This is a genomic window from Nocardiopsis moroccensis, from assembly GCF_055763695.1.
The window spans coordinates 2,387,405-2,407,707 of the sequence record NZ_CP199747.1; the positions used below are offsets into that span (position 1 = coordinate 2,387,405).

14 protein-coding genes and 1 other RNA gene are annotated in these 20,303 nt (G+C 73.0%); 6 read left to right on the top strand and 9 right to left on the bottom strand.

Annotated elements, in window-relative coordinates:
• Window positions 1–290 precede the first annotated feature (290 nt).
• Window positions 291–1,691 carry a septation protein SepH gene (sepH, locus tag ACUKCB_RS10640; RefSeq protein WP_473040354.1) on the top strand — a complete coding sequence of 467 codons (1,401 nt, stop codon included), beginning with the start codon at window positions 291–293 and terminating at the stop codon, window positions 1,689–1,691.
• Window positions 1,692–1,858: 167 nt separating this feature from the next.
• Here sepH and ACUKCB_RS10645 read toward each other — a convergent pair whose 3' ends face one another.
• The gene (locus ACUKCB_RS10645) at window positions 1,859–3,724 is read right to left on the bottom strand and encodes a PH domain-containing protein (RefSeq protein ID WP_473040355.1); all 1,866 of its coding nucleotides are present in this window, start codon (window positions 3,722–3,724) and stop codon (window positions 1,859–1,861) included.
• The gene (locus tag ACUKCB_RS10650; RefSeq protein ID WP_473040356.1) at window positions 3,724–4,305 is read right to left on the bottom strand and encodes a PH domain-containing protein; all 582 of its coding nucleotides are present in this window, start codon (window positions 4,303–4,305) and stop codon (window positions 3,724–3,726) included. Before ACUKCB_RS10650 ends, ACUKCB_RS10645 begins: the two co-directional genes overlap by 1 nt.
• Before the next feature lie 135 nt (window positions 4,306–4,440).
• On the opposite strand from ACUKCB_RS10650, the gene ACUKCB_RS10655 reads away from it, so the two are divergent.
• Window positions 4,441–5,415 (top strand): ATP-binding cassette domain-containing protein, encoded by a 975-nt coding sequence (locus tag ACUKCB_RS10655; protein WP_473040357.1) that lies wholly within the window; start codon window positions 4,441–4,443, stop codon window positions 5,413–5,415.
• Complete coding sequence (locus ACUKCB_RS10660) at window positions 5,412–6,239, top strand: ABC transporter permease (protein WP_473040358.1); 828 nt, start codon at window positions 5,412–5,414, stop codon at window positions 6,237–6,239. The genes ACUKCB_RS10655 and ACUKCB_RS10660 overlap by 4 nt, the downstream gene beginning before the upstream one ends.
• 48 nt (window positions 6,240–6,287) lie before the next feature.
• Here the strand turns inward: ACUKCB_RS10660 and ACUKCB_RS10665 are convergent, their stop codons facing one another.
• Window positions 6,288–9,575 carry an ATP-binding protein gene (locus ACUKCB_RS10665; RefSeq protein ID WP_473040359.1) on the bottom strand — a complete coding sequence of 1,096 codons (3,288 nt, stop codon included), beginning with the start codon at window positions 9,573–9,575 and terminating at the stop codon, window positions 6,288–6,290.
• Between the two features lie 257 nt (window positions 9,576–9,832).
• On the opposite strand from ACUKCB_RS10665, the gene ACUKCB_RS10670 reads away from it, so the two are divergent.
• The 3 genes from ACUKCB_RS10670 (at window position 9,833) to ACUKCB_RS10680 (ending at window position 15,991) form a co-directional block, all read left to right on the top strand.
• Entirely contained in the window at window positions 9,833–10,444 is a 612-nt protein-coding gene (locus ACUKCB_RS10670; protein ID WP_473040360.1) for a YbhB/YbcL family Raf kinase inhibitor-like protein, read from the top strand.
• A 506-nt stretch (window positions 10,445–10,950) separates the two neighbouring features.
• Entirely contained in the window at window positions 10,951–13,248 is a 2,298-nt protein-coding gene (locus ACUKCB_RS10675; protein WP_473040361.1) for a hypothetical protein, read from the top strand.
• A gap of 382 nt (window positions 13,249–13,630) precedes the next feature.
• Window positions 13,631–15,991, top strand: coding sequence for a SulP family inorganic anion transporter (locus ACUKCB_RS10680; RefSeq protein WP_473040362.1), 2,361 nt, complete (start codon window positions 13,631–13,633; stop codon window positions 15,989–15,991).
• Here ACUKCB_RS10680 and ACUKCB_RS10685 read toward each other — a convergent pair.
• The 6 genes from ACUKCB_RS10685 to ACUKCB_RS10710 form a co-directional block, all read right to left on the bottom strand.
• On the bottom strand, window positions 15,949–16,089 hold the full coding sequence (locus tag ACUKCB_RS10685; RefSeq protein ID WP_191271220.1) for a hypothetical protein: 141 nt from the start codon (window positions 16,087–16,089) through the stop codon (window positions 15,949–15,951). The genes ACUKCB_RS10680 and ACUKCB_RS10685 overlap by 43 nt on opposite strands.
• Window positions 16,090–16,439: 350 nt before the next feature.
• An RNA gene (gene rnpB / locus ACUKCB_RS10690) (RNase P RNA component class A) lies at window positions 16,440–16,822 on the bottom strand.
• 10 nt (window positions 16,823–16,832) lie between these two features.
• Entirely contained in the window at window positions 16,833–17,498 is a 666-nt protein-coding gene (locus ACUKCB_RS10695; RefSeq protein ID WP_473040363.1) for a histidine phosphatase family protein, read from the bottom strand.
• Window positions 17,495–18,256, bottom strand: a complete 762-nt coding sequence (locus ACUKCB_RS10700) for a zinc ribbon domain-containing protein (protein ID WP_473040364.1) — start codon at window positions 18,254–18,256, stop codon at window positions 17,495–17,497. Before ACUKCB_RS10700 ends, ACUKCB_RS10695 begins: the two co-directional genes overlap by 4 nt.
• Before the next feature lie 105 nt (window positions 18,257–18,361).
• Entirely contained in the window at window positions 18,362–19,234 is an 873-nt protein-coding gene (locus ACUKCB_RS10705; RefSeq protein ID WP_473040365.1) for a Nif3-like dinuclear metal center hexameric protein, read from the bottom strand.
• A gap of 52 nt (window positions 19,235–19,286) precedes the next feature.
• On the bottom strand, window positions 19,287–20,267 hold the full coding sequence (locus ACUKCB_RS10710; RefSeq protein ID WP_473040971.1) for a helix-turn-helix transcriptional regulator: 981 nt from the start codon (window positions 20,265–20,267) through the stop codon (window positions 19,287–19,289).
• Window positions 20,268–20,303 lie beyond the last annotated feature (36 nt).

Below are 20,303 nucleotides of genomic sequence, written 5' to 3' on the forward strand. Positions count from 1 at the left end.
GCGCGGGATACCATCACCGCGGAGCCTTCGCGCGGGATCCGCGACATTCCCCCACGATCGCTCCCGGTCGCGGAAGGTTCAGCGTGTCAAGATTGGCACCGGAAGCGACCGTGAGGGCCCCGGAACCTCGGGGCAGCTCCCACCGTGGTGCCCACCACGGGCCGGGAGGCGGGCACAGTTCGGACATGCCGGGCGCGGTACTGGCCGAACAGTTGTCGGCCGACCAGACTTGGAGAACGCGGGGGACGGTCCGCCGGACCGGCTCTCGACGGGACACGAAAGGGAGGGCGATGCACGAGCTTCGCCTCGTGGCCGTGAGTGAGGACGGCACCTACCTGGTGCTGGCCAGCACCGGCCGTGGAACCCGCTTCATGCTGCCCGTCGACGACCGCCTCCGTGCCGCAGTACGCGGCCAGTTCTCCCGGCTCGGCCAGTACGAGATCGAAGTGGAGAATCCGTTGCGCCCCAAGGAAATCCAGGCCCGCATCCGGTCCGGCGAGACCGCGGAGGCCATCTCCGAGATCTCCGGGATACCCATCGAACGGGTGCGCTGGTTCGAGGGCCCCGTCCTCCAGGAGCGCGAGTACATCGCGCAGCAGGCCCAGCGCGCCACCGTGCGTTCACACGGTGACGCCGCACCGGGCCCCTCCCTGGAGGAGGTGGTCACCAGAAGAATCGGCGCCCACCAGCTGGAGACCGGCGACGCGGTGTGGGACTCGTGGAAGCGGGAGGACCGTTCCTGGCAGCTCAAGCTCGTCTTCCTGCACGGCGGCGACGAGCGCGTCGCCCACTGGCTGTACGAGCCCAGACACAACAGCGTCGTCCCCGCCGACGAGGAGGCCGACCGGTTCTCCTCCAACGAGCCCCTGGACGCGCCGCCCTCCCCCGGCACGAACGTCACGCCCTTCGCCCCGCGCCGCAACGAGGCCTCCACCGACCTGCCCCGCCTGGACGCACAGTCCGCCGCCGAGCGACGTCACGACCACGTCGCCCCGCGCCGCCTGTCGCCCGCGCAGGACACGCCGTTGGACGAACCGCTGCACCCCGTGGCACGGCGCCCCGAGACCGACCAGTTCGGTGTCCCGCTCCGGGAGGAGCGCCACCGCCAGGCGCCGCGACCCCAGGAACCCGCGCCCCGACGCCCCCTGGAGCGCCCCAGCGAACGCTTCGCGGAACGTCCGGACGAGGCGCCGCCCGCGGCGCCCCTGCCGCAGACGCACCGGCCCGTCGCGCCCCGGCCCGAGCCGGTCCACCGGCAGTTCACCGAACCGACCGAGGCCCCGCCCGCTCGCCCCGAACCCCGCGGGTACGGCCTGGAGGAGAGCGGGCCCGCCGCCCGCCGGGCTCCCGAAGACACCGAACCCAGGCAGCGGACCGGGCCTGCCGGCGCACCGGAGTGGTCGGAGGCCCCGCCCGCACCGGCGGCCGCACCACGGACCGACCCGGAGGAGGAGGGCCCGGCGGCCGAGGAGCCCGCACAGCAGCGGCCGCGCCGCCGCCGCGCCACCATCGACCTCAACGACGCCGGAACTCCGCGCCGCGCCACAGGGGAGCAGCCGCCCGCGGCGGCCGTCCCGGCCGTGGCCAACGGCTCCACCGCCGCCGGTCCCGCCAAGCGCAAGGGGCGGGGGCGCCGGGCCTCGGTGCCCTCCTGGGACGAGATCATGTTCGGCTCGAAGAAGAACGACTGACCGAACAGCACAGGGGATCCCCGAACAACACAGGGGCGCCCCGAACGGAACAGAGGTGCCGGAGACGCACCGGCACACCCCGTGGGAGGGCGGTCGCACGAGAGCGGCCGCCCTCCTCCCCGTCCCGGTACCTCCTACCGGAGGCGCCCCCGATGGTCCGGATCGTGTCAGGCCGGTCGCCGGCCCGGCCCTCGCAGATCGTCCGCCCAGCCCTCCTCGTCCCCGTCCGGGGCCAGGAAGGGCCGCACCATCTCGGGGGTGATCCGGGCGGCGAAGTCCACGGACTCCGCCAGGGAGGCGTCCTGTGCGGTGTAACCACCCGCACCAGCACCCACGGTGACCTGGAGGTCCGCCAGGCGGGACCGGCGTTGGAAGAGGGTCTGGGTCCAGGTCCACCCGATCACCGCGGACCGCTCCACCGTGGCCTGGGAACGGGACAGCGACCCCGAGCGCACACTCACCCGTTCACCGTCGTAGCCGTGCCCCAGCGAACGGTAGCGGTCGACCGCCAGGGGCACCCCCAGCAGAGCCAGGACCCCGGCGGCCACCGCCGGCCACACGGCGCCCAGGGCCAGGGCCACGGCCGCCACCGCGGCGAAGGGAAGCACCGCACGGATCAGCCGCCGGTACAACGCCGCCCGGGGGTGCCGGGTCAGCGACCCCCGGAACAGGGCCAGGGCCCCGCCCACGACCTCCTCCACCCGGGGCCTCGGGCCGACCGGCAACAGCACCGCGCGGGTGGCGGTGTCGCCCAGGCCGGTGACGATGGCGCGCAGCCCCACCGCCCCGCGGGTGCGTTCGAGGGGGTTGTCCAGCAGTTCGTACCCGCGGATGCGCCGCTTCTCCAAGGTGACGCTGCGCCGGGTGAACAGGCCGCGCTCGGCGACCAGGGAGCCGTCCCGGTCCCTGAGTGAGAACCCCCAGTGGGTCAGGGAGTAGGAGACCACCGCGAACACCGGCATCAGCGCCACCAGCACACCCACGGACGCCGTCCCGAACACGACCAGGAAGGCGCGGTCGGTGCTGGTCACCCAGTCGACGAAGAAATCGGTGGCCACCTCCCCAGCAGACTGCTGGACCGTGCCGAGCAGGGTCGCCAGGACGACGAACGGGGTCAGCAGGTACCCCAGGCTGAGCAACCCGTACAGGTACCAGCTCCGGGGCATCGTGAAGTGGGTGACGGCGTCATCGGCGTCGCCGGTGTCATCGGCGGCCTCGTCCGCGCTCGGTGGGTCCTGCGCTCCGGAGGCGTGCCGGCCGGGTTCGGCGCCCTGCGCCGGGTCCCCGGACCGTTGGCCCTGCCGCGCCGCCGCGTCCCGTCCAGTGAGCACGGCCCTGCGGTGCAGCAGTACCCGGCGCAACCGCTCGGCCTCGGCAGCGGAGACCGCGTCGAGCTTGCCGTCCTCGGTGGCCCCGGCCGACCCGGCCGCCGCCTCGATCCGGACCACCGCGACGCCGAGCATCCGGTGCAGGAGGGTGCTGGTGACGTCCACCCCGCGGACGCGTTCCAGCGGGATCGTACGCCGGGAACGCCGGATGAGCCCCCTGCGGATCTCGATCCGGTCCTCCTCCACCTCGTAGCGGAACGTCCGCCAGGTGACGAACCCGCCGATCAGGAGTGCGACGACACCCGCTCCCGTGGCCGCCAGCAGCCAGGGGTTGAACCCACCGACCACCAGGCCGGCCAGGACGGGCAGGAGAAGGTTCCTGAGCTGGTTGATCGGACCGACGACCATGCTGCGCGGGCTGAGCCGGCGGGCACTGCGCGCGCCGAGGTCGGCGGGCGGCCCGCCCTCGGGCGCCTCACTCCACCAGGAACGGGGCTGTTCGGCGGCGGAGGGCGCGTCGGCGGCGGACGCGCCGCCCGCAGGGGCCGAGGGTACGGAAGCGGGTTCGGGGGTGTCCGCCACGCCCCGCTCCGGTCCACGCGCGGTTCCGGAGGGTGTGCTGCCCGGCGCGACCCAGCCGCCCGTCGCGGGGTCGGTGGGTTCGGCGCCGTGGGGGTTCGGTTCGGGTTCGTGCCGTGGGTCCATCAGGTCGCGTCGTCCCGCAGGGTTCCGGCACGCACGGCGAGCTCCTCGCTGAGCCGGCGCGCCTCGTCGGAGTCCAGGCCCTCGATGGTCGAGGAACCGGCGTAGGAGGCGGTCTGGACCTGGAGCGTGGCCACGTCGAAGACCCGCTCCAGCCAGCCCTGGGTGTGGTCCACGGTCTGGAGCCGGTTGACCGGAACCAGCTGCCAGGTGCGGCTGATCCACCCGGCCCGGGTGTAGATGACGTCCGCACCGACCTCCCACCGGTGCACCCGGTACCGCCAAGAGGGCACGATCGCGATCTTGGCCAGCGCGTACACCGAGTAGGCCACCGGCAGCATCCAGGCGTTCTCCGCCACCCGCTCGGGGATCCAGGCCCAGGGTGCCGAGCTCGCACCCCAGGCGAGGAAGCTCAACACGACCAGGTTGAGGACCGCCCCGAAGAGCAGCCGCAGCGTCCACACCCCGATCGCGCGTCCGCTCACCCGCCGTGCGGGTGGGCGCAGCCGTGCGCCGACGGTCCGTTCGGGTGGCTGCGGGGGCTCTCCCCCTGGGGGAATGGCGTCATGCGGCGGGGTGTTCATCACCTGCACGAGTCTAGGCCGTGGTGTCCCGGACGGGGCGTACGCCGATGGTGTCAGAGCGGGGCGAGTCAGACTGTCAGCGTTCTGTCAGTGCAGGTCGGCACACTTGGGGACAGACGTTGAAACGGAGGACCAATGACTGACGCCATCCGCGCGGAAGGGCTGGTCAAACACTTCAAGGGCAAGACCGCCCTCGACGGTGTGGACCTGACGGCCGAGTCGGGGGCCGTGCTGGGCGTCCTGGGGCCCAACGGGTCCGGGAAGACGACGACCGTGCGCATCCTCTCCACCCTGCTCAGGCCCGACGCCGGGCACGCCACCGTCGGCGGCTTCGACGTGGTCCGCGAACCACACGAGGTCCGCCGCCAGATCGGCCTGACCGGGCAGTACGCGGCCGTGGACGCCGAACTGACCGGTACCCAGAACCTGGTGCTCATCGCCCGCCTGCTCGGGTTCGGCCGCGCCGACGCCCGGGCCAGGGCCAGGGAGCTCCTGGAGCGCTTCGGGCTCGCCGACGCCGCCGACCGCCCCGCCAAGACCTACTCCGGCGGAATGCGCCGACGGCTGGACCTGGCGGCGAGCCTGGTGGGACGGCCCACCCTGCTGTACCTGGACGAACCGACCACCGGCCTGGACCCGCACAGCCGCATCGGCCTCTGGGAGGTCGTACGCGGACTCGTGGACGACGGCGTGACCGTGCTGCTCACCACCCAGTACCTGGAGGAGGCCGATCAGCTCGCCGACGACATCATGGTCCTGGACCACGGCCGGGTGATCAGCCGGGGCACCCCCGAGGAGCTGAAGAACCAGGCGGGCGACCAGGTACTGCAGCTGCGCACCGTCGACCCCGCGCAGCTACCGCTGGCCACCCGGATCGTCGAGGCCGTCACCAGTACCCCGGCGACCACGGACGGAATGCTCCTCAGCGTCCCGGTCACCGACTCCGGCGTCCTGCCCGAGACGGTGCGCCGCCTGGACGAGCAGGGGGTGTCCGTCGCCGAGCTCTCCCTGCGCAAGCCGAGCCTGGACGAGGTCTTCCTCGCCCTCACCGGGCACACCGCCGAAGACGAGACCACGGGCACGCCCGCGACCGAAGGGACCCCCGCATGAGCACCGTGACGACCCCGACGCGAACGGTGGCGGGGGGCGCCCCGGTGGCGCCGCCGAACATCTCCCCGCTGACCACCGTCCAGAACGGGCTCCAGCTCACCTGGCGCAGCATCCTGAAGATCAAGGCCAACCCCGAAGAGGTCTTCGGGCTCATGCTGCAGCCGGTCATGTTCGTGACCCTGTTCGTGTTCGTCTTCGGACAGGCGATGATGGGCGACTGGCAGGCCTACCGCGACTTCCTGATGCCCGGCATCATCGCGCAGTCGGTCATCTTCGCCACGATGGGCACCGGTTTCAGCCTGAGCCAGGACGTGGAGAAGGGGATCTTCGACCGGTTCCGGTCCCTGCCCATCGCTCGTTCGGCCCCGCTGATCGGCGCGGTCCTGGGCGACCTGGTGCGCTACGCGATCACCGTGGTCATGGTGATGCTCGTGGGACTGGCCATCGGTTTCCGCCCCGAGGGCGGGGTGACCGGTGTGGTCACCGCCAGCGCGCTGGTGCTGCTGTTCGCGTTCGCGCTGTGCTGGATGTCGGCCTTCGTGGGCATGATCGTCCGCACACCCATGGCCGTGCAGTCGTTCGCGATGATCCTGCTGTTCCCGCTGACCTTCGGCAGCTCGACCTTCGTCTCGCCGGACGACATGCCGGGCTGGCTGGCTCCGATCGCCGCGAACAACCCCGTCACCCACGTCGTGGACGCCATGCGCGGGCTGATGCTCGGCGGTGACGTCGCCGGCCCCCTGGCCTGGACCCTGGTCTGGACCGTCCTGATCACCGCGGTCTTCTTCCCGCTGGCCGTGTGGGCCTACCGCCGACGCACCTGACGCACCGCCGCGGGGCGGCGCCGCGGAATGCGGCGCCGCCCCGCGGACTCAGCGCGCCCAGTCACCCAGGTCGACGTCGTCCGGCACGATCGGGGCGAGCCACCGCGCCACCCGGGCGCGGACCGCATCCGCCCCGGCGCCCTCGCCCCGGGCCGACCGCTGCCGGAGTCCGGCCTCGCCCAGCCGCTCCACCAGTCGCTCACGGACCCTGCGCCCCCTCGGTGAGGCCGAGTCCGCGACACCGCGCAGGGCGGTGGCGTAGCCGAGCAGGAGAGCGGCCCACTCCGGGTCCTGCTCGACCACCATGCCCGCGAAGGCGTCCAGGACATCGGCACTGATCGTCCCCAGCCCGTGCCGGGACAGCCACCAGGCCCGGCCCGCCTCCCGCCAGGCCCGGCCGGTGTCACCCTCGTCCCAGGCCAGGTCCGCGGCCAGGAGCCGCCAGGCGGGTTCGAGGTAGGCCGGGGCGAAACCACCCAGACCGGCCACGGTCGGCTCGGTTCGGTCCATCAGCCTCCGGGCCTGGTCGGTACGGCCCGCGGCGCGCAGCCACTGGACCCGGGTCTGGCTGAGCACCACCAGCTGCTCGCCCTCCGCCGAGGTCCCCGCGAGCTGCTTCAGGTCCTGCTCGGCGCCCTCCAGGTCGCCCAGGTCGACGAGGATCTGGGCCCTCCGGGTCCGGAAGACGGCCGCCATCCCCTCCAGCCCGCGCTCCCGGGCCAGCTCGACGCCCTCGGCGAGCAGACGCCGACACCGTTCGAGGTCGGTGAAGCGGGCGATGTCCACCAGTTGGATGAGCGCGTGGCACTGGCCCCACACGTCCCCGAGCCCGCGCATGGCCTCCAGTGCGGTCGAGGCGCGTTCCAGGGAGCGCTCCGCCTGCCCGAAGACCGCGTCCAGCAGCGAGAGCATCAGATACGTGGCCGCTCTGGCCCAGGGGTCCGGCTGTTCCTCGAGGGCCTCCTCCAGGCGTGCGCGGGCCGGGCTGTCCGGCCGGCCGTCCGACATCGCGTGGTAGACCAGGCAGAGGATGAGCAGGGGGTGGTCCTCCACCCGCCGCCCCACGCTCCGGAGTACCTCCTCCACCCGGGCGATCCGCGCCAGAACGGTGGTGCGGCCCAACCCCATCTCACCGGAGGTGTGGAACAGGCAGCTGGCGTAGGCCACCTCGCGCCCCGCGGGCGGCCGGTCCCCGACCAGCTCCAGCGCCTGCTCCGACCAGCGGTGGACCTGCCGCCAGCCCCCGACCAGGGTCCAGTACCACTGGGAGTACTCGACCAGGTCCAGGGCCAGGGCGGCGTCCCGGCGCTCCAGCGCCCACTGGAAGGCGGCCGCGCAGTTGTCGGCCTCCCGGCCGAGCCGTTCGATCCACCTTCCCTGGTCGTGTCCGCGCAGTTCGGGGTCGGCCCGTCTCCACAGGTCACGCGCGTACCGGGCCTGGGTGTCCCGGACCCGTTCCTGTTCCCCGCTCCGCACCAGGCGCTCGGCCGCGTAGGCGCGGACCGTCTCCAACTGCCGGTAGCGGGGAGGGGCGTCCTCGCGTTCGGAGGTCTCCGCGATCAGGAGGGACTTGTCCACGAGAGCGAACAGTACGGTCCACACGTCGTGCCCGGCGACGGTCCCCGGCGTACCCTCGGGGTCGGAACCGACCCGCTCGACCGCGTCCAGGTCGGCCCCGCCGGGGAAGACCGCCAGACGGCCCAGCAGGAGGCGTTCGGGTTCGTCGAGCAGTTCCCAGCTCCAGTCGACCACGGCGCGCAGGGTGCGGTGTCGGGGTAGTGCGGAGCGGTTTCCACCGGTGAGCAGGCGGAACCTGTCGCAGAGGCGGGCGGCGAGCTGGGCGGGCGACATCGCCCTGAGCCTGGCCGCGGCGAGTTCCAGGGCCAGCGGCATGCCGTCCAGCTCCCGCATGATCCGGACGACGTGGGCGACGTTGTCGGGGCCGACCGTGAACCCGGGCCGCACCGCTTCGGCGCGTTCGGTGAACAGCACCACGGAGGTGTAGGTACGGGCCTCCTCGACGTCGGCGTCCTCGGGAGGCAGGGCCAGGGAGGGCACCGGCAGGAGGCTCTCCCCGTCCACCCCCAGCGGCTCCCGCGACGTGGCGAGTACGCGCAGGTTCGGGCAGCGCGACAGCAGGGTCCGCGCGATGCGGGCGGTGTCGGCCACCAGGTGCTCGCAGTTGTCCAGCACGACCAGGCCCGCACGCTCGCCCAGGAAGGCGAGGACCCTTTCCAGGGAGGGCTGGGGCGCCGTGCCGGTACGTGTCTGGAGCACCGTGTGCCCACGCAGTTCCAGTGCGGTCGCGATCGCGTCGGGCAGGTCGTCCCCCTGTCGTACGGGGGCGAGCTCGACGAACCAGACCCCGCCGGAGACCAGTTCGGGGGTGCGTTCGACCAGGGTCGCGGCGGTCTCGACGGCGAGACGGGTCTTGCCCGAGCCACCGGGTCCGGTGAGCGTGGCCATGCGGGCGCAGGACAGGCGGGCGACCGCGGCGGACACCTCGGCCTCGCGGGGGACGAAACTGGTCAGCTGCCGGGGCAACCGGACCACTTCGGGCGGATCCGGGTGCCGGGACGGTCCGGACGCCGTGGCGGCGGCGAGCTCCCCGCGGAGCAGGCTCAGGTGGGTTTCGCTCAGGCGGGCGGAGGGGTCCAGGCCGGTCTCCTCGGCCAGCCGTTTGCGGAACTCCTCGTAGGCGGCGAGGGCGTCGGCGGTGCGACCGTTGCCCGCCAGGGCGCGCATGAGCAGTTCGACGGGGCGTTCGCGCTGCGGTTCGCGTGCGGCCAGGGCCTCCGCCTCGGGCAGGGCCTGTGCGAATCGGCCCAGTTCGATGCGGGCGCACAGGTGGTCCTCCAGCACCGTGCGATAGGTCTCGGACAGGCGCAGCGCGATGTCGTCGGCGACTCCCCTGGCGGTGAGGTCGGGCAGGGCCGGGCCGCGCCACAGGGAGGCCGCGGCGGACAGGGCGCGTTCGGCCTCCCGGGGGCGGCCGGCCTGGAGCCGGTCCCCTCCGCGTCTGGCCAGGTCCTCGAACTCGTGCAGGTCGACCTGGTCGGGTACGACGTCCAACCGGTAGCCGGAGGCGTCGCCGTGCAGGCGGGTCCGCTCGCCCAGGGCGCGGCGCAGTCGGGAGGCGAGGGCCTGGAGGGCGTTGCCCGCGGCCGCGGGGACGTCCTCCCCCCAGATCGCGTCGGTGAGCTGTTCGTTGGCCACCTGTTGGCCGGGGCGGAGCAGGAGCAGGATCAGGAGGGCGCGCAGACGCGCGCCGCCGATGGTGATGGGGTGCCCCGAGGCGTCGTGCACCTGGAGGGGGCCCAGAATGGAGAACCGCACCGACCCATGATCACCGATCGGGGCGGCGGGCGCCCGTCGGCGGCGTGCCCGCACCGGCACGGCGCGGGCACGCCGAACTCCCGGAATCCCGGGGCCGGGGCCGATCGCAGTAGGGTTCGCTCAGGACCGTTTTCCGGGACCCGTGGTGGTTCCCGTGCACGCGGTTCCACCGTGACCGCTCCGGGGCCGCCCCGGTACCGGGTCCGGTCCACAGCGAGTCTCGCCTTTTGGCCCGAAAGTCCAGCAGGAGCCCCATTTTGTTCCCGGTCTTGCCTTCCACCCGGACCACCGCCGTGCGCGGCGCAGCCCGAACGTCCCCCGGTGCCCGGGTGGGAGCCGTGGCGGCGGGGGCCGCCCTGCTCGCCTCGACCGGCTGCGGGGTGCTGTCCTCGGACCTGCGCGGTGAGATGCCGACCGACATCAACGTGAGCAGCCCGATGATGCAGGAGGGGGAGCCGTTGCCGGTGGCGTACACCTGCGGCGCCGAGGGCGACCCGGTCTCGCCGCCGCTGAGCTGGTCGGGACTGCCCGACGATGTCGGCTCGATCGCGCTGGTGGTGGACGATCCGCGCGACGCCGTCGTGTTCTGGCTGGTCTACGACCTGGACCCGCAACTGGTCGAACTGCGGCAGAACACCGTTCCGGCCGACGCGAAGTTGGGTCAGAACACCGCCGGAGACACCGCCTACGGGGCACCGTGCCCGGAGAAGGGGGACGTGCACGAGTACCGTTTCACCGTCTACGCGTTGGACGGGACCCTCGGCCTGCCCGAGGGTGCGGCTCTGGAGCTGACGCTGGAGGCCATCGCGGAGCAGGCCGTGGCCCGGGGGACGCTGGTCACCAACAGCGAGGCCACCACCGGCGACTGAGGCCGCGGGACCGCGGGCGGGCGGCTCCGGGGGCGGCGTTCTTCCTCCCTGGCCGGTTCCCGAGGCGGCGCAGACCGCCTCTCCGGACGTATCGGCACCGTTCGCTCCCGTACGCGAACGCCCCGGCTGCCCGCCCCGCCAACGGTGAAACGGGCCTTACCGAGCGTTTCCGTCGGCCCGGACCCGTACGGTGCCGCTCCTGACGGAGGACCCGGGGATTAACCGAGGAAGCTCCTATCGCCCTCTGCACATAGCGCACGACAGCACATACAGTAGGGCTGTGCCCCTCGCCCCTTTTCAGATGACCGATTCCCGTCCACCCGCTCCGCGGCACCCTGACCTGAGACCGCGTCGGAACACCGGCGGCCGCACCCTGCCAGGCACACGGGCTCAGCACAACGGGGTCACGCGGGACCGGGCCGCCGCCTCTTCCCGACCGGCCCCTGCCCGGCCGGTCCCCGGCGCTCCCCGGGCGCGGCCGACCTCCCCAAGGTAGTGCGTACATCATGACCGTCACCGTCATCATCATCATCGCCGTCATCGTCGTGCTCGCCGTGCTCGTGCTCCTGCTGTTGGGTATGCGCGCGCTCAGCCTCGGCTCGCGGGAGGACGACTACGACGACGAGTACGAGTACGACGACGTCGAGGACAGCGGTCCGGACGACCGGCGTGACCGGGGAGAGGGCCCCGAGGACGAGGAGGCGGCCCCGCGAGGCCGTTCCCGCAGGTCGCGTCAGGGCGGGGGCCGGGCGGAGCGACGCCCCAGGGGTAGGCGTCAGCGCGGGGTCGACTGGGAGGACGGCCCCGAGGAGCTCTCCGACAACGACTTCTGGTCCAGCCTGAGCGACGAGGACCCCGGCAGGTCGGGGCGCCGCGGTGACGCCGGGGACGGTTACGCGGACGACGAGTACGACGACGGTTACGACGACCACGAAGAGACCGCGGGGCGGGAACCCTTCGAGCAGGGGCCGCCCAGCGGGCCCAACGCCCAGCCCTCCGCTACAGGCACCTCCGGAGCCCCCGGAGCGGGCGCGGGTTCCACTGCCGACCTGGCGATGCTGGCCAGTCTGGGCCAGGGCGGTACCCCCGACCGGCCCGAACCCGCTCCCCGTCATGCGGAGCAGTGGCCCTCGGAGCCGGCCCCTCGGACCGGGGGCACCGGAGCGCGTCCGGCCGGCGCGGATCCGGGGCAGTCGGCGTTGTCGTCCGGCCAGGGCCTACCGCCCACGCAGGGGCTCCCGCCGGTCCAGCCCGCGGCGCCCCGGGCCGCCTCCGACGACGACCCCCTGGGGCCGGGCTCCTGGACGCCCCGGCCGCCTTCGACGGGTGACCCGTTCGAGGGCCGCGAACCCCTCAGGCCCACTGAGCGGCGTGATCCGCTCGCCCCGGACCCCCTGGAGGGCTCCTCCTCGGGCGGCAGCGGTCACTCGCCCTACGAGAGCGGGTCGATGAACCGTTCCGACTACCCGTCCCTGAGCGGTACGGAGCGCTCCGTTCCCGCCGATCCGCTGGACCCGGGTTTCCGTCCGGGGACCTCGGGTGAGAGGGAACTGGACTCCCCGATCTGGTCCAGCATGGACACCGGCGCCCACCAGCGCCCGGACCTGTCCTCGACGGGCGGCTACGGCAGCGGGCCGGACACGGGCAGCGGCGCCCCGTCCTTCCCCGGCACGGGCGCCCGGCCCTCCACGGGTCAGCCGATGGGCGGCCCGAACACGCCCGGACACCCCCTCCCCGGGGACACCGCCTCTCGGACCGGCGGGTACCCGGCGGGTTCCTTCCGATCGGAACCGGCCTACGACACCGACCCCTTCGCCCGCCCCGCCTACGACACCGGCACCCACCAACGCAGCCCCTACGACAGCGGCACCCACACCCGACCGGACTACCCGAGCGGACCCCCCACCCCCTCCCGCCCCGAGTACGACACCGGCCAACACACCCGACCCACCTACGACACCGACCCCTTCGCCCGCCCCGCCTACGACACCGGCACCCACCAACGCAGCCCCTACGACAGCGGCACCCACACCCGACCGGACTACCCGAGCGGACCCCCCACCCCCTCCCGCCCCGAGTACGACACCGGCCAACACACCCGACCCACCTACGACACCGACCCCTTCGCCCGCCCCGCCTACGACACCGGCACCCACCAACGCAATCCCTACGACAGCGGCACCCACACCCGACCGGACTACCCGAGCGGACCCTCCGGTCCGAACGTCCCGGGCGGCGCCCCCAGCGCCCAGGGCAGCGACCAGTTGTGGGGGGCCCAGGACGACACCGGCGCCTTCGGGACCGCGAGCCGTCCGACGATGCCGGGCGGGGGCCGGACCCCCGACCAGTCCTCCCCGTTCGGCCACGGCCCCGGATCCCTCGGCCAGAACGGCCCCGGCCAGGGCGGCCCCGGGCACCCTGGCGCGCCGGGGTACCCGACCGGCGGTTACCAGTCCAGCCAGTTCAGCGGGGACCTGCCGACTGCTTACCCGGGCCACACCCAGCAGAGCGACCCCTACGGCCACCCGATGAACCCCGGCGGTCAAGGGACGCCCCCCGGGGGCGGCTACTCCGATGTCCTGAGTGGCGGCTTCGCGCCGCAGTCCCCCGAGTCCGACTACGGTTACCCGCCTCTGGAAGGCTGGCAGCCGCGCGGCGAGGAGGCCGAGGGCCCGGGCGGGCCCGGCCAGCGGCACGGGAACGGCCCCTACGGCCAGGACCCCTACGGCCAGGACCCCTACGGGCGGCCCGCACCCGGCCGGGACTACTACGAAGGCGGCTACGAGGACGGGCGCTTCCGCTAGGACCCGCACCCCGGTCCGCCTCCTCGGGGCCGGAACGGGACCGCCCCCCCGTTCCGGGCACACCACCCGGAGTGACGACCGCGCCGAGCGCTTTCGGGCCCGGCACCCACCGCTTCACACCGCCGAGGCTGCGGGAGACCCCCGCAGCCTCGGCTTTGTTATGTCCCGTTCTGCCCCGCGAACGTGTGAAGCCGGGAAAATGGTTACCGAAACCACAACAGTTCGTAACACAGGGTCATCCCCATTGACTACAATCGGTGATTGACAAAGCACCCTTCGCGGTTCCGCTGTCGTCACGCGTCCAGCCGCGCCCCGTCCCGGACACCGCTGTCCCCGTGCGCCCACGCATACACCTGCCTGGTCCAACCCGAACGGAGCAACCATGCGCAACGACGCCCAGGGAGCACCACCCGAGCAGCCGGAGGCCGCCGCCTCCTCCCCGCTGCCCGGGACCCACACGGATCGCAAGGGGGTCGCCGCCGACGTCGGCGCCTCCCTCGTGGTCTTCCTGGTCGCCGTCCCCCTGTCCCTGGGGATCGCCGTCGCCTCCGGCGCGCCCCTGATAGCCGGGATCATCGCCGCCGTCGTCGGCGGCATCGTCGCCGGACTGGTCGGCGGATCGATGGTGCAGGTCAGCGGCCCGGCTGCCGGTCTGACCATCATCGTCGCCGACCTGATCATGACCTACGGGTGGCGGGTCACCTGCCTGATCACCCTGCTGGCCGGACTGGTCCAGCTTGCCCTGGGCGCCTTCCGCATCGCGCGGGCCGCCCTGGCCGTCTCCCCCGCCGTCGTCCACGGCATGCTCGCCGGAGTCGGCGTCACCATCGCCCTCGCCCAACTGCACGTGGTCCTGGGCGGGGAACCGCAGAGTTCGGCCCTGGCCAACATCACGGACCTGCCGGAGCAGATCGCACACAACCACACCGCCGCGGTGGCGGTCGGGGTCATCACCATCGCGATCCTGTTCGGCTGGAACCGCCTGCCCGCCATCGGTCGGCTCCGCCCCGGGATGATCCCGGCCGCCCTGGTCGCGGTGGGCACCGCCACGGTCATCGCCACCCTGGGACGCTGGGAGGTCGAGACCGTCGCCCTGCCCGCCTCGATCTCCGAGGCCTGGAACGGACCGATGCTGCCCGAGTCCGGTCAGTGGCACGGTATCGCCCTGTCCGTGGCCGCCGTGGCCATGGTCGCCAGCGTCGAGTCACTGCTGGCCGCGATCGCGGTGGACCGCCTGCACAGCGGCCGCCGGGTCATGCTCAACCGCGAACTGTTCGGCCAGGGCGCGGCCAACACCGTCAGCGGCGCCCTGGGCGGCCTTCCCGTCGCCGGTGTGATCGTGCGCAGCACCGCCAACGTGCGCGCGGGCGGCCACAGCCCGCTCTCCACGGTGCTGCACGGCGTCTGGATCCTGCTGTTCGTCGCCCTGTTCGCGCACGTGGTCGAACTGATCCCGATGGCGGCCCTGGCCGCGCTCCTGGTGTTCATCGGTACCCAGATGGTGTCCGTCGCCCACCTGCGCGACCTCCGGCGGCACCACGAGGCCAGCGTCTACCTGGTGACCCTGGCCGGTGTGGTGCTCCTCGGGCTGCTGGAGGGGGTGTTCCTCGGCTTCGCGCTGGCGATGGTCGTCTCCCTGCGCCGGCTGACCAAGCTCACCGTGGTCACCGAGGAGCGCGCCGACCGCGTGCACGTCACCGTGCACGGTTCGCTGACCTTCCTGGGCGTCCCCCGGCTCGCGCACGTGCTGCGCACCGTCCCCGCGGGCGCCGCGGTCGACCTGGACCTGCACGTGGACTTCATGGACCACGCCGCCTTCGAGGCCATCCACGCCTGGCGGGTGGACCACGAGCGCACCGGCGGCAGCGTCGACATCGACGAGGTCCACGAGAAGTGGTACGCGCGCAGTTCCACCAGGTCCGCACCGGCCGCCAAGACCATCCCCAAGGGCCGTTGGTGGGCACCGTGGGGGATGCGCCGCGAGTCGGGGGACGCACCGGAGGTGAACCCGCTGGGGCTGCTCACCGCCGGGGCCCGCGAATACCACGCCGGAACCGCGGACCGGATGCGTTCGGTGATGAGCCGCCTCGCACATGGCCAGAGCCCGACCGCCCTGTTCATCACCTGCGCGGACTCACGGGTGGTGCCGAACCTGATCACCGCGAGCGGGCCGGGCGACCTGTTCACCCTGCGCAACGTGGGCAACCTGGTGCCGCCGCACGGCAGCACCGACGGTTCCGCCGGTGCGGCGGTGGAGTACGCGGTGAACGTCCTGCGGGTGCCCTCGATCGTGGTCTGCGGGCACTCCCACTGCGGTGCCATGCGGGCCCTGGCGGAGAAGACCCACCAGGGCCCGGAGGAGGCGGAGACGGCGCACCTGCGCCGCTGGCTGGCCAACGGCGAGGGGAGCCTGCGGCGGGCCGGGGCGGACGCCGGAGCGCTGGCGGGCCTTCCGGCCCCGGAGGTCCTGCGCCGTCTGGCCCAGGCGAACGTGGTCGAGCAGCTCGGCAACCTCATGGGGTACCCGGTCGTCCGCGAACGGGTGGAGTCGGGTGAGCTGACCCTGTCCGGGATGTACTACGACCTGGAGACCGCCAAGGTGCACCTGCTGGACGCCGAGACCGGGGAGTTCTCCCCCGTACAGGGCGTCCAGGACGTGCCCGAACCGGTGCCGTACCCCCGGGAGGGCACGGCGGGGGATCAGCCGTCGTCCTCGGGCGCGTCGTCACGCCCGTCCTGCTGAACACCTGAGGCCTGGTAGGCGGCGAGCAGGATGATCGCCACGATCGCCAGGATCGGCAGACCGAAGAGGACCACCCAGAAGCCGGTGGAGTCGAACAAGAGTCACCCATTCCCGTGAACGCGGATGCCCGCCGGACCACCGACCCCGGAAACGTCGGCCCGCGGGCGTTCGCGCTCCGGGAGGCAACCGGGGTACGGAGCGCAGGCCCAATCTACCGGTGCCGCAGGGGATGTAGCCATCACCGGCAGGCTGTAACCGTGTATCCGCGGACCGCCGAAACCCCTCCGGCAGGGTGTCCGCAGGCCCAACCGCCGTGATCTTGCCACCAGAGCAGAGGACCTGGGCCACGGGGGTCGAGTGAACAGAGGGGGACGGGTACCGGCCCTCACCCTCGGAGAAGGTGACGGGTCGCTCGTAGGGACGGTCCCGGAGCGCGAAGAGGTAGAGAGGAGGGAGTCGGCCGGTAAGCCGGATTCTGTCGGTCCGAAGACCGGACGGTCATCCATCTGGGGCCGCCGTTGCCGACGACCTCGGTGCGGTCTACCCGCGGACTCGGGCGGGCCGCCCTCGAACATCCGCGCGGGAACCCGAAGGTTCCCTTTTTGACCTTGCTCCGGGTGGGGTTTACCTAGCCGACCGGATCGCTCCGGCCGCTGGTGGTCTCTTACACCACCGTTTCACCCTTACCACCGCGAGCGGTGGCGGTCTGTTTTCTGTGGCACTTTCCCGCGGGTCGCCCCGGGTCGGTGTTACCGACCACCCTGCCCTGTGGAGTCCGGACTTTCCTCGAACCCGCGCTGGGCGCGGGGCCGCGACCGTCTGGCCGACTCCCCCTCTGTCCCTAGCCTACCGCTCCCCGGGAGGTCCGCCGATCCAGATGCGCGGTGTCGTTGAGGGAACGCACCACCTGGGGTCCGTCCGCGTAGCAGTCCACCTCGGTCAGGCACGCGGTGTCCAGGTGCATCCGGTACAGCGCTCCGATCGGGGCGAGCATCGCCTGTTGCACGGCCACCTTGATCGGGGTGACGTGGCTGACCACCAGGACCCGGCGGCCCCGGTGGCGTTCCAGCAGGGCGTCACGGGCCCCGCCGACCCGGCGGGACACCTCGGCGAAACTCTCACCGCCGGGCGGCCCCGTTTCGGGGTCGGCCAGCCACCGGCTGACGTGCTCGGGGTCCTGTTCCCGGGCCTCGCCGAAGGTCAGTCCCTCCCAGGCCCCGAAATCGGTCTCCACGAACCCCTCGTCCACCTCCACCGCGAGGCCCAGCAGGTCCGCCGCGTACCCGGCGGTCTGCCGGGTACGCAGCAGCGGAGAGGAGACCACCGCCTCGATCCCCCACCCGGCCAGGCGGTGGGCGGCCGCCTCGGCCTGGACGTGGCCCTCGTCGGTGAGGGGGATGTCACCGCGTCCGGCGAAGCGGCGTTCCACGGACAGCGGGGTCTGGCCGTGCCTGAGCAGGACAAGACGGGTCGGTTCGGTGTCCGGCCCGCCCCACCCCCCGCTCATTCGGCGGCGGGGGAGCCCAGCCCCGACTCCTCGGTGCGCACCAGGATGCGGCGGCAGTCCTCGCAGCGCACGACCTCGTCGGCGGGGGTCGCGCGGATCTCGTTGAGCTCCACGGTGCTCAGCGCCAGCTTGCAGCCGTTGCAGCGGCCGTAACGCAGCGGAGCGGCCGCCACGCCGTCGTACTGGGCGCGCAGCTTGTCGTACAGCCCCAGCAGGTCGGCGGGGATGTCCTCGGCGACCCGCTGACGGTCCTGGGTGAGGCGGGTGCGGTCCCACTGGATCTCGGCGGCCGCGGTGTCCCGGCGGGCGGTGACCTCGGTGAACTTGGCCACCGCGGCCTCGCGCTCCTCGGCCAGGCGGCTGACCTCGGCGTTGAGCGCCTCGGCCTGCTCCATGACCTCCAGGACGACCTCCTCCAGCTCGGACTGGCGGCGGCCCAGGGACTCGATCTCCGACTGCAGGTTCTGCAGGTCCTTGGCGTTGGTGATCTGCCCCGACTCCAGGCGCTTGGCGTCACGCTCGGCACGGGTGCGCACCTGGTCGACGTCGCTCTCGGCCTTGCGCTGGTGGCGTGCGACGTCGGAGGCCCTGGTCTGCGCGGTGATCAGCTCGGCGTCGAGGGCGTCGGCGCGCTCCTTGAGCTCGGCCGCCTCGGCGATCTCGGGCAGGCTCCGGAGACGGTGGTCCAGACGGTGGAGCTGGGAGTCGAGCTCCTGGAGGTCGAGAAGTCTGGCCTGAGCGGCGGGTTCGGCTTTCACTTGGAGTCTCCTGGGAATCGCGGTTGGGAGGCCGGGGAGGCCGCCCGCGCCCTGTGCAGTTGTGGTCTTCTGGGTGGATCTCTTGGAGCGGGTCCCGCACACGCTCTACACGTGCTGGAAGGTCCGTGACCAGGCGTCCGTCACGGTGGTCGACACTCGGAACTCCACGTTAGCCCCATTCTGGCCGCCCGCGCGCCCGAGCGCGTCACTCAGGTGGTCGGCGCCGTCGGCCAGCCAGGGCCACTCGCCGGCGAAGTGGGCGATGTCGATCAGTGCGGGGCCGCCCGGCCGTTCGACGAACTCCGACGCCGGGTGGTGGCGCAGGTCGGAGGTGACGTAGGCGTCGACCCCGGCGGCGCGGGCCGCGCCGAGCAGGGAGTCGCCCGCTCCCCCGGAGACCGCGACGGTACTGACGAGGCGGTCGAGGTCGCCGGCCACACGGACACCGCCCGCGGTGGCGGGCAGCCCGCGGGCGACCTGCTCGGCGAAGTCGCGCAGGACGAGCGGCTGGTCGAGCTCACCGATCCGGCCGATCCCGCGCCGTCCCTCCGGGTCGGTGGTGTCGGGCTCCAGCGGGCGCAGCCGCCCGGTGATCCCGACCGCGCGGGCCAGGGCGTCGGACACCCCGGGCGAGGCGGTGTCGGCGTTGGTGTGCGCGGTGTACAGGGCCACTCCGGAGCGGATCAGGCGGTGCACGATCCGGCCCTTGGGGGTGTCGGCGGCCACGCTGGTGACCCCGCGCAGCATCAGCGGGTGGTGCGTGACGATGAGGTCGGCGCCCCAGGTCACGGCCTCGTCGACCACCGCGTCCACCGGGTCGACCGCGAACAGGATCCTGCCCACCGGCTGCGCGGGGTCACCGCAGACCAGGCCGACGGCGTCCCAGGAGGCCGCCCACTGCGGCGGATAGACCTCCTCGAAGGCTGCGGTGACGTCGGACAGGGTGACTGGCTGCGCGGTCGAGGTGCTCACGGGCACGAGACTAACGGTCTCCCCGCCCGAGCGTGAAAACGCCGGTGCCGGCGGTTCCTCACCGGTCCAGAAGGGCGGCCGCCCCGCTCAGCCGGTCGGTGACCTCGGCGGGGGCGTCGAGTGCGGACCCCGCGCCCAGGGACAGCACCACCGCCGTGTACTGGCAGACCAGGTCCAGGGAGTCCGCGCTGATCCGGACCTCGCAGCGGTCGGGGCCCCGGGGGCCGACCCGGCCGGGCAGGGGGCCGTACAGCCGTTCCCGGACCTGTTCCTCGGGCAGTTCCACGGTCACCGTGGCCGTGTACCGGTACGTCCCCCGGACGAACAGCCGGGTGAGGAAGGTCGCTGGGTCGGGCGCGGGCAGCTCGCGCGGGCGGAACCGGCCGTGGGTGGGGCGCGGGTCGCTCAACCGGTCCACCCGGAAGGTCCGCCAGTCCTGGCGGGCGGTGTCGTGTGCGAGCAGGTACCAGTGCCCGCCGTGGGACACCAGGTGGTGGGGTTCGACGCGGCGTTCGGTGCTGTTCCCCGCCCGGTCCCGGTAGGTGAAGTCGGTGACCGCCCGTTCGTGGCGGCAGGCGGCCAGGACCCCCAGCACGGTCGGGTCCACCCCCGGGGCGTCGGGGTGGGGGACGACGGACGCCGCCCTGCCCACCGCCACCAGGCCGGGCCGCAGCCGCGCGGGCAGAACCCGTTCGAGTTTGGCCAGGGCCCGCAGGGCGCTCTCCTCGACCCCGGTGGCGGTGGCCAGGGCGAGCGCGATCGCGACCGCCTCCTCGTCGTCCAACAGCAGCGGCGGCAGGTCGCGTCCGGACACCAGCCGGTATCCGCCGGCCACGCCGGGGGTGCCCTCCACCCGGTAGTCGAGGTCGCGCAGGCGTTCGACGTCGCGGCGCAGGGTGCGGGCGCTGACCCCGAGCCGTTCGGCGAGTTCGGCCCCGCTCCACTCCCGGCGGACCTGGAGCAGGGACAGCAGGCGCAGCAGCCGCTGCGGAAGGGTGCCCCGTGCCGACCCCGCGCTCTCCCGGTCCATGGATCCCATGCTGCCAGTCATTGCGGCCGTGTTGTGACCGCATTG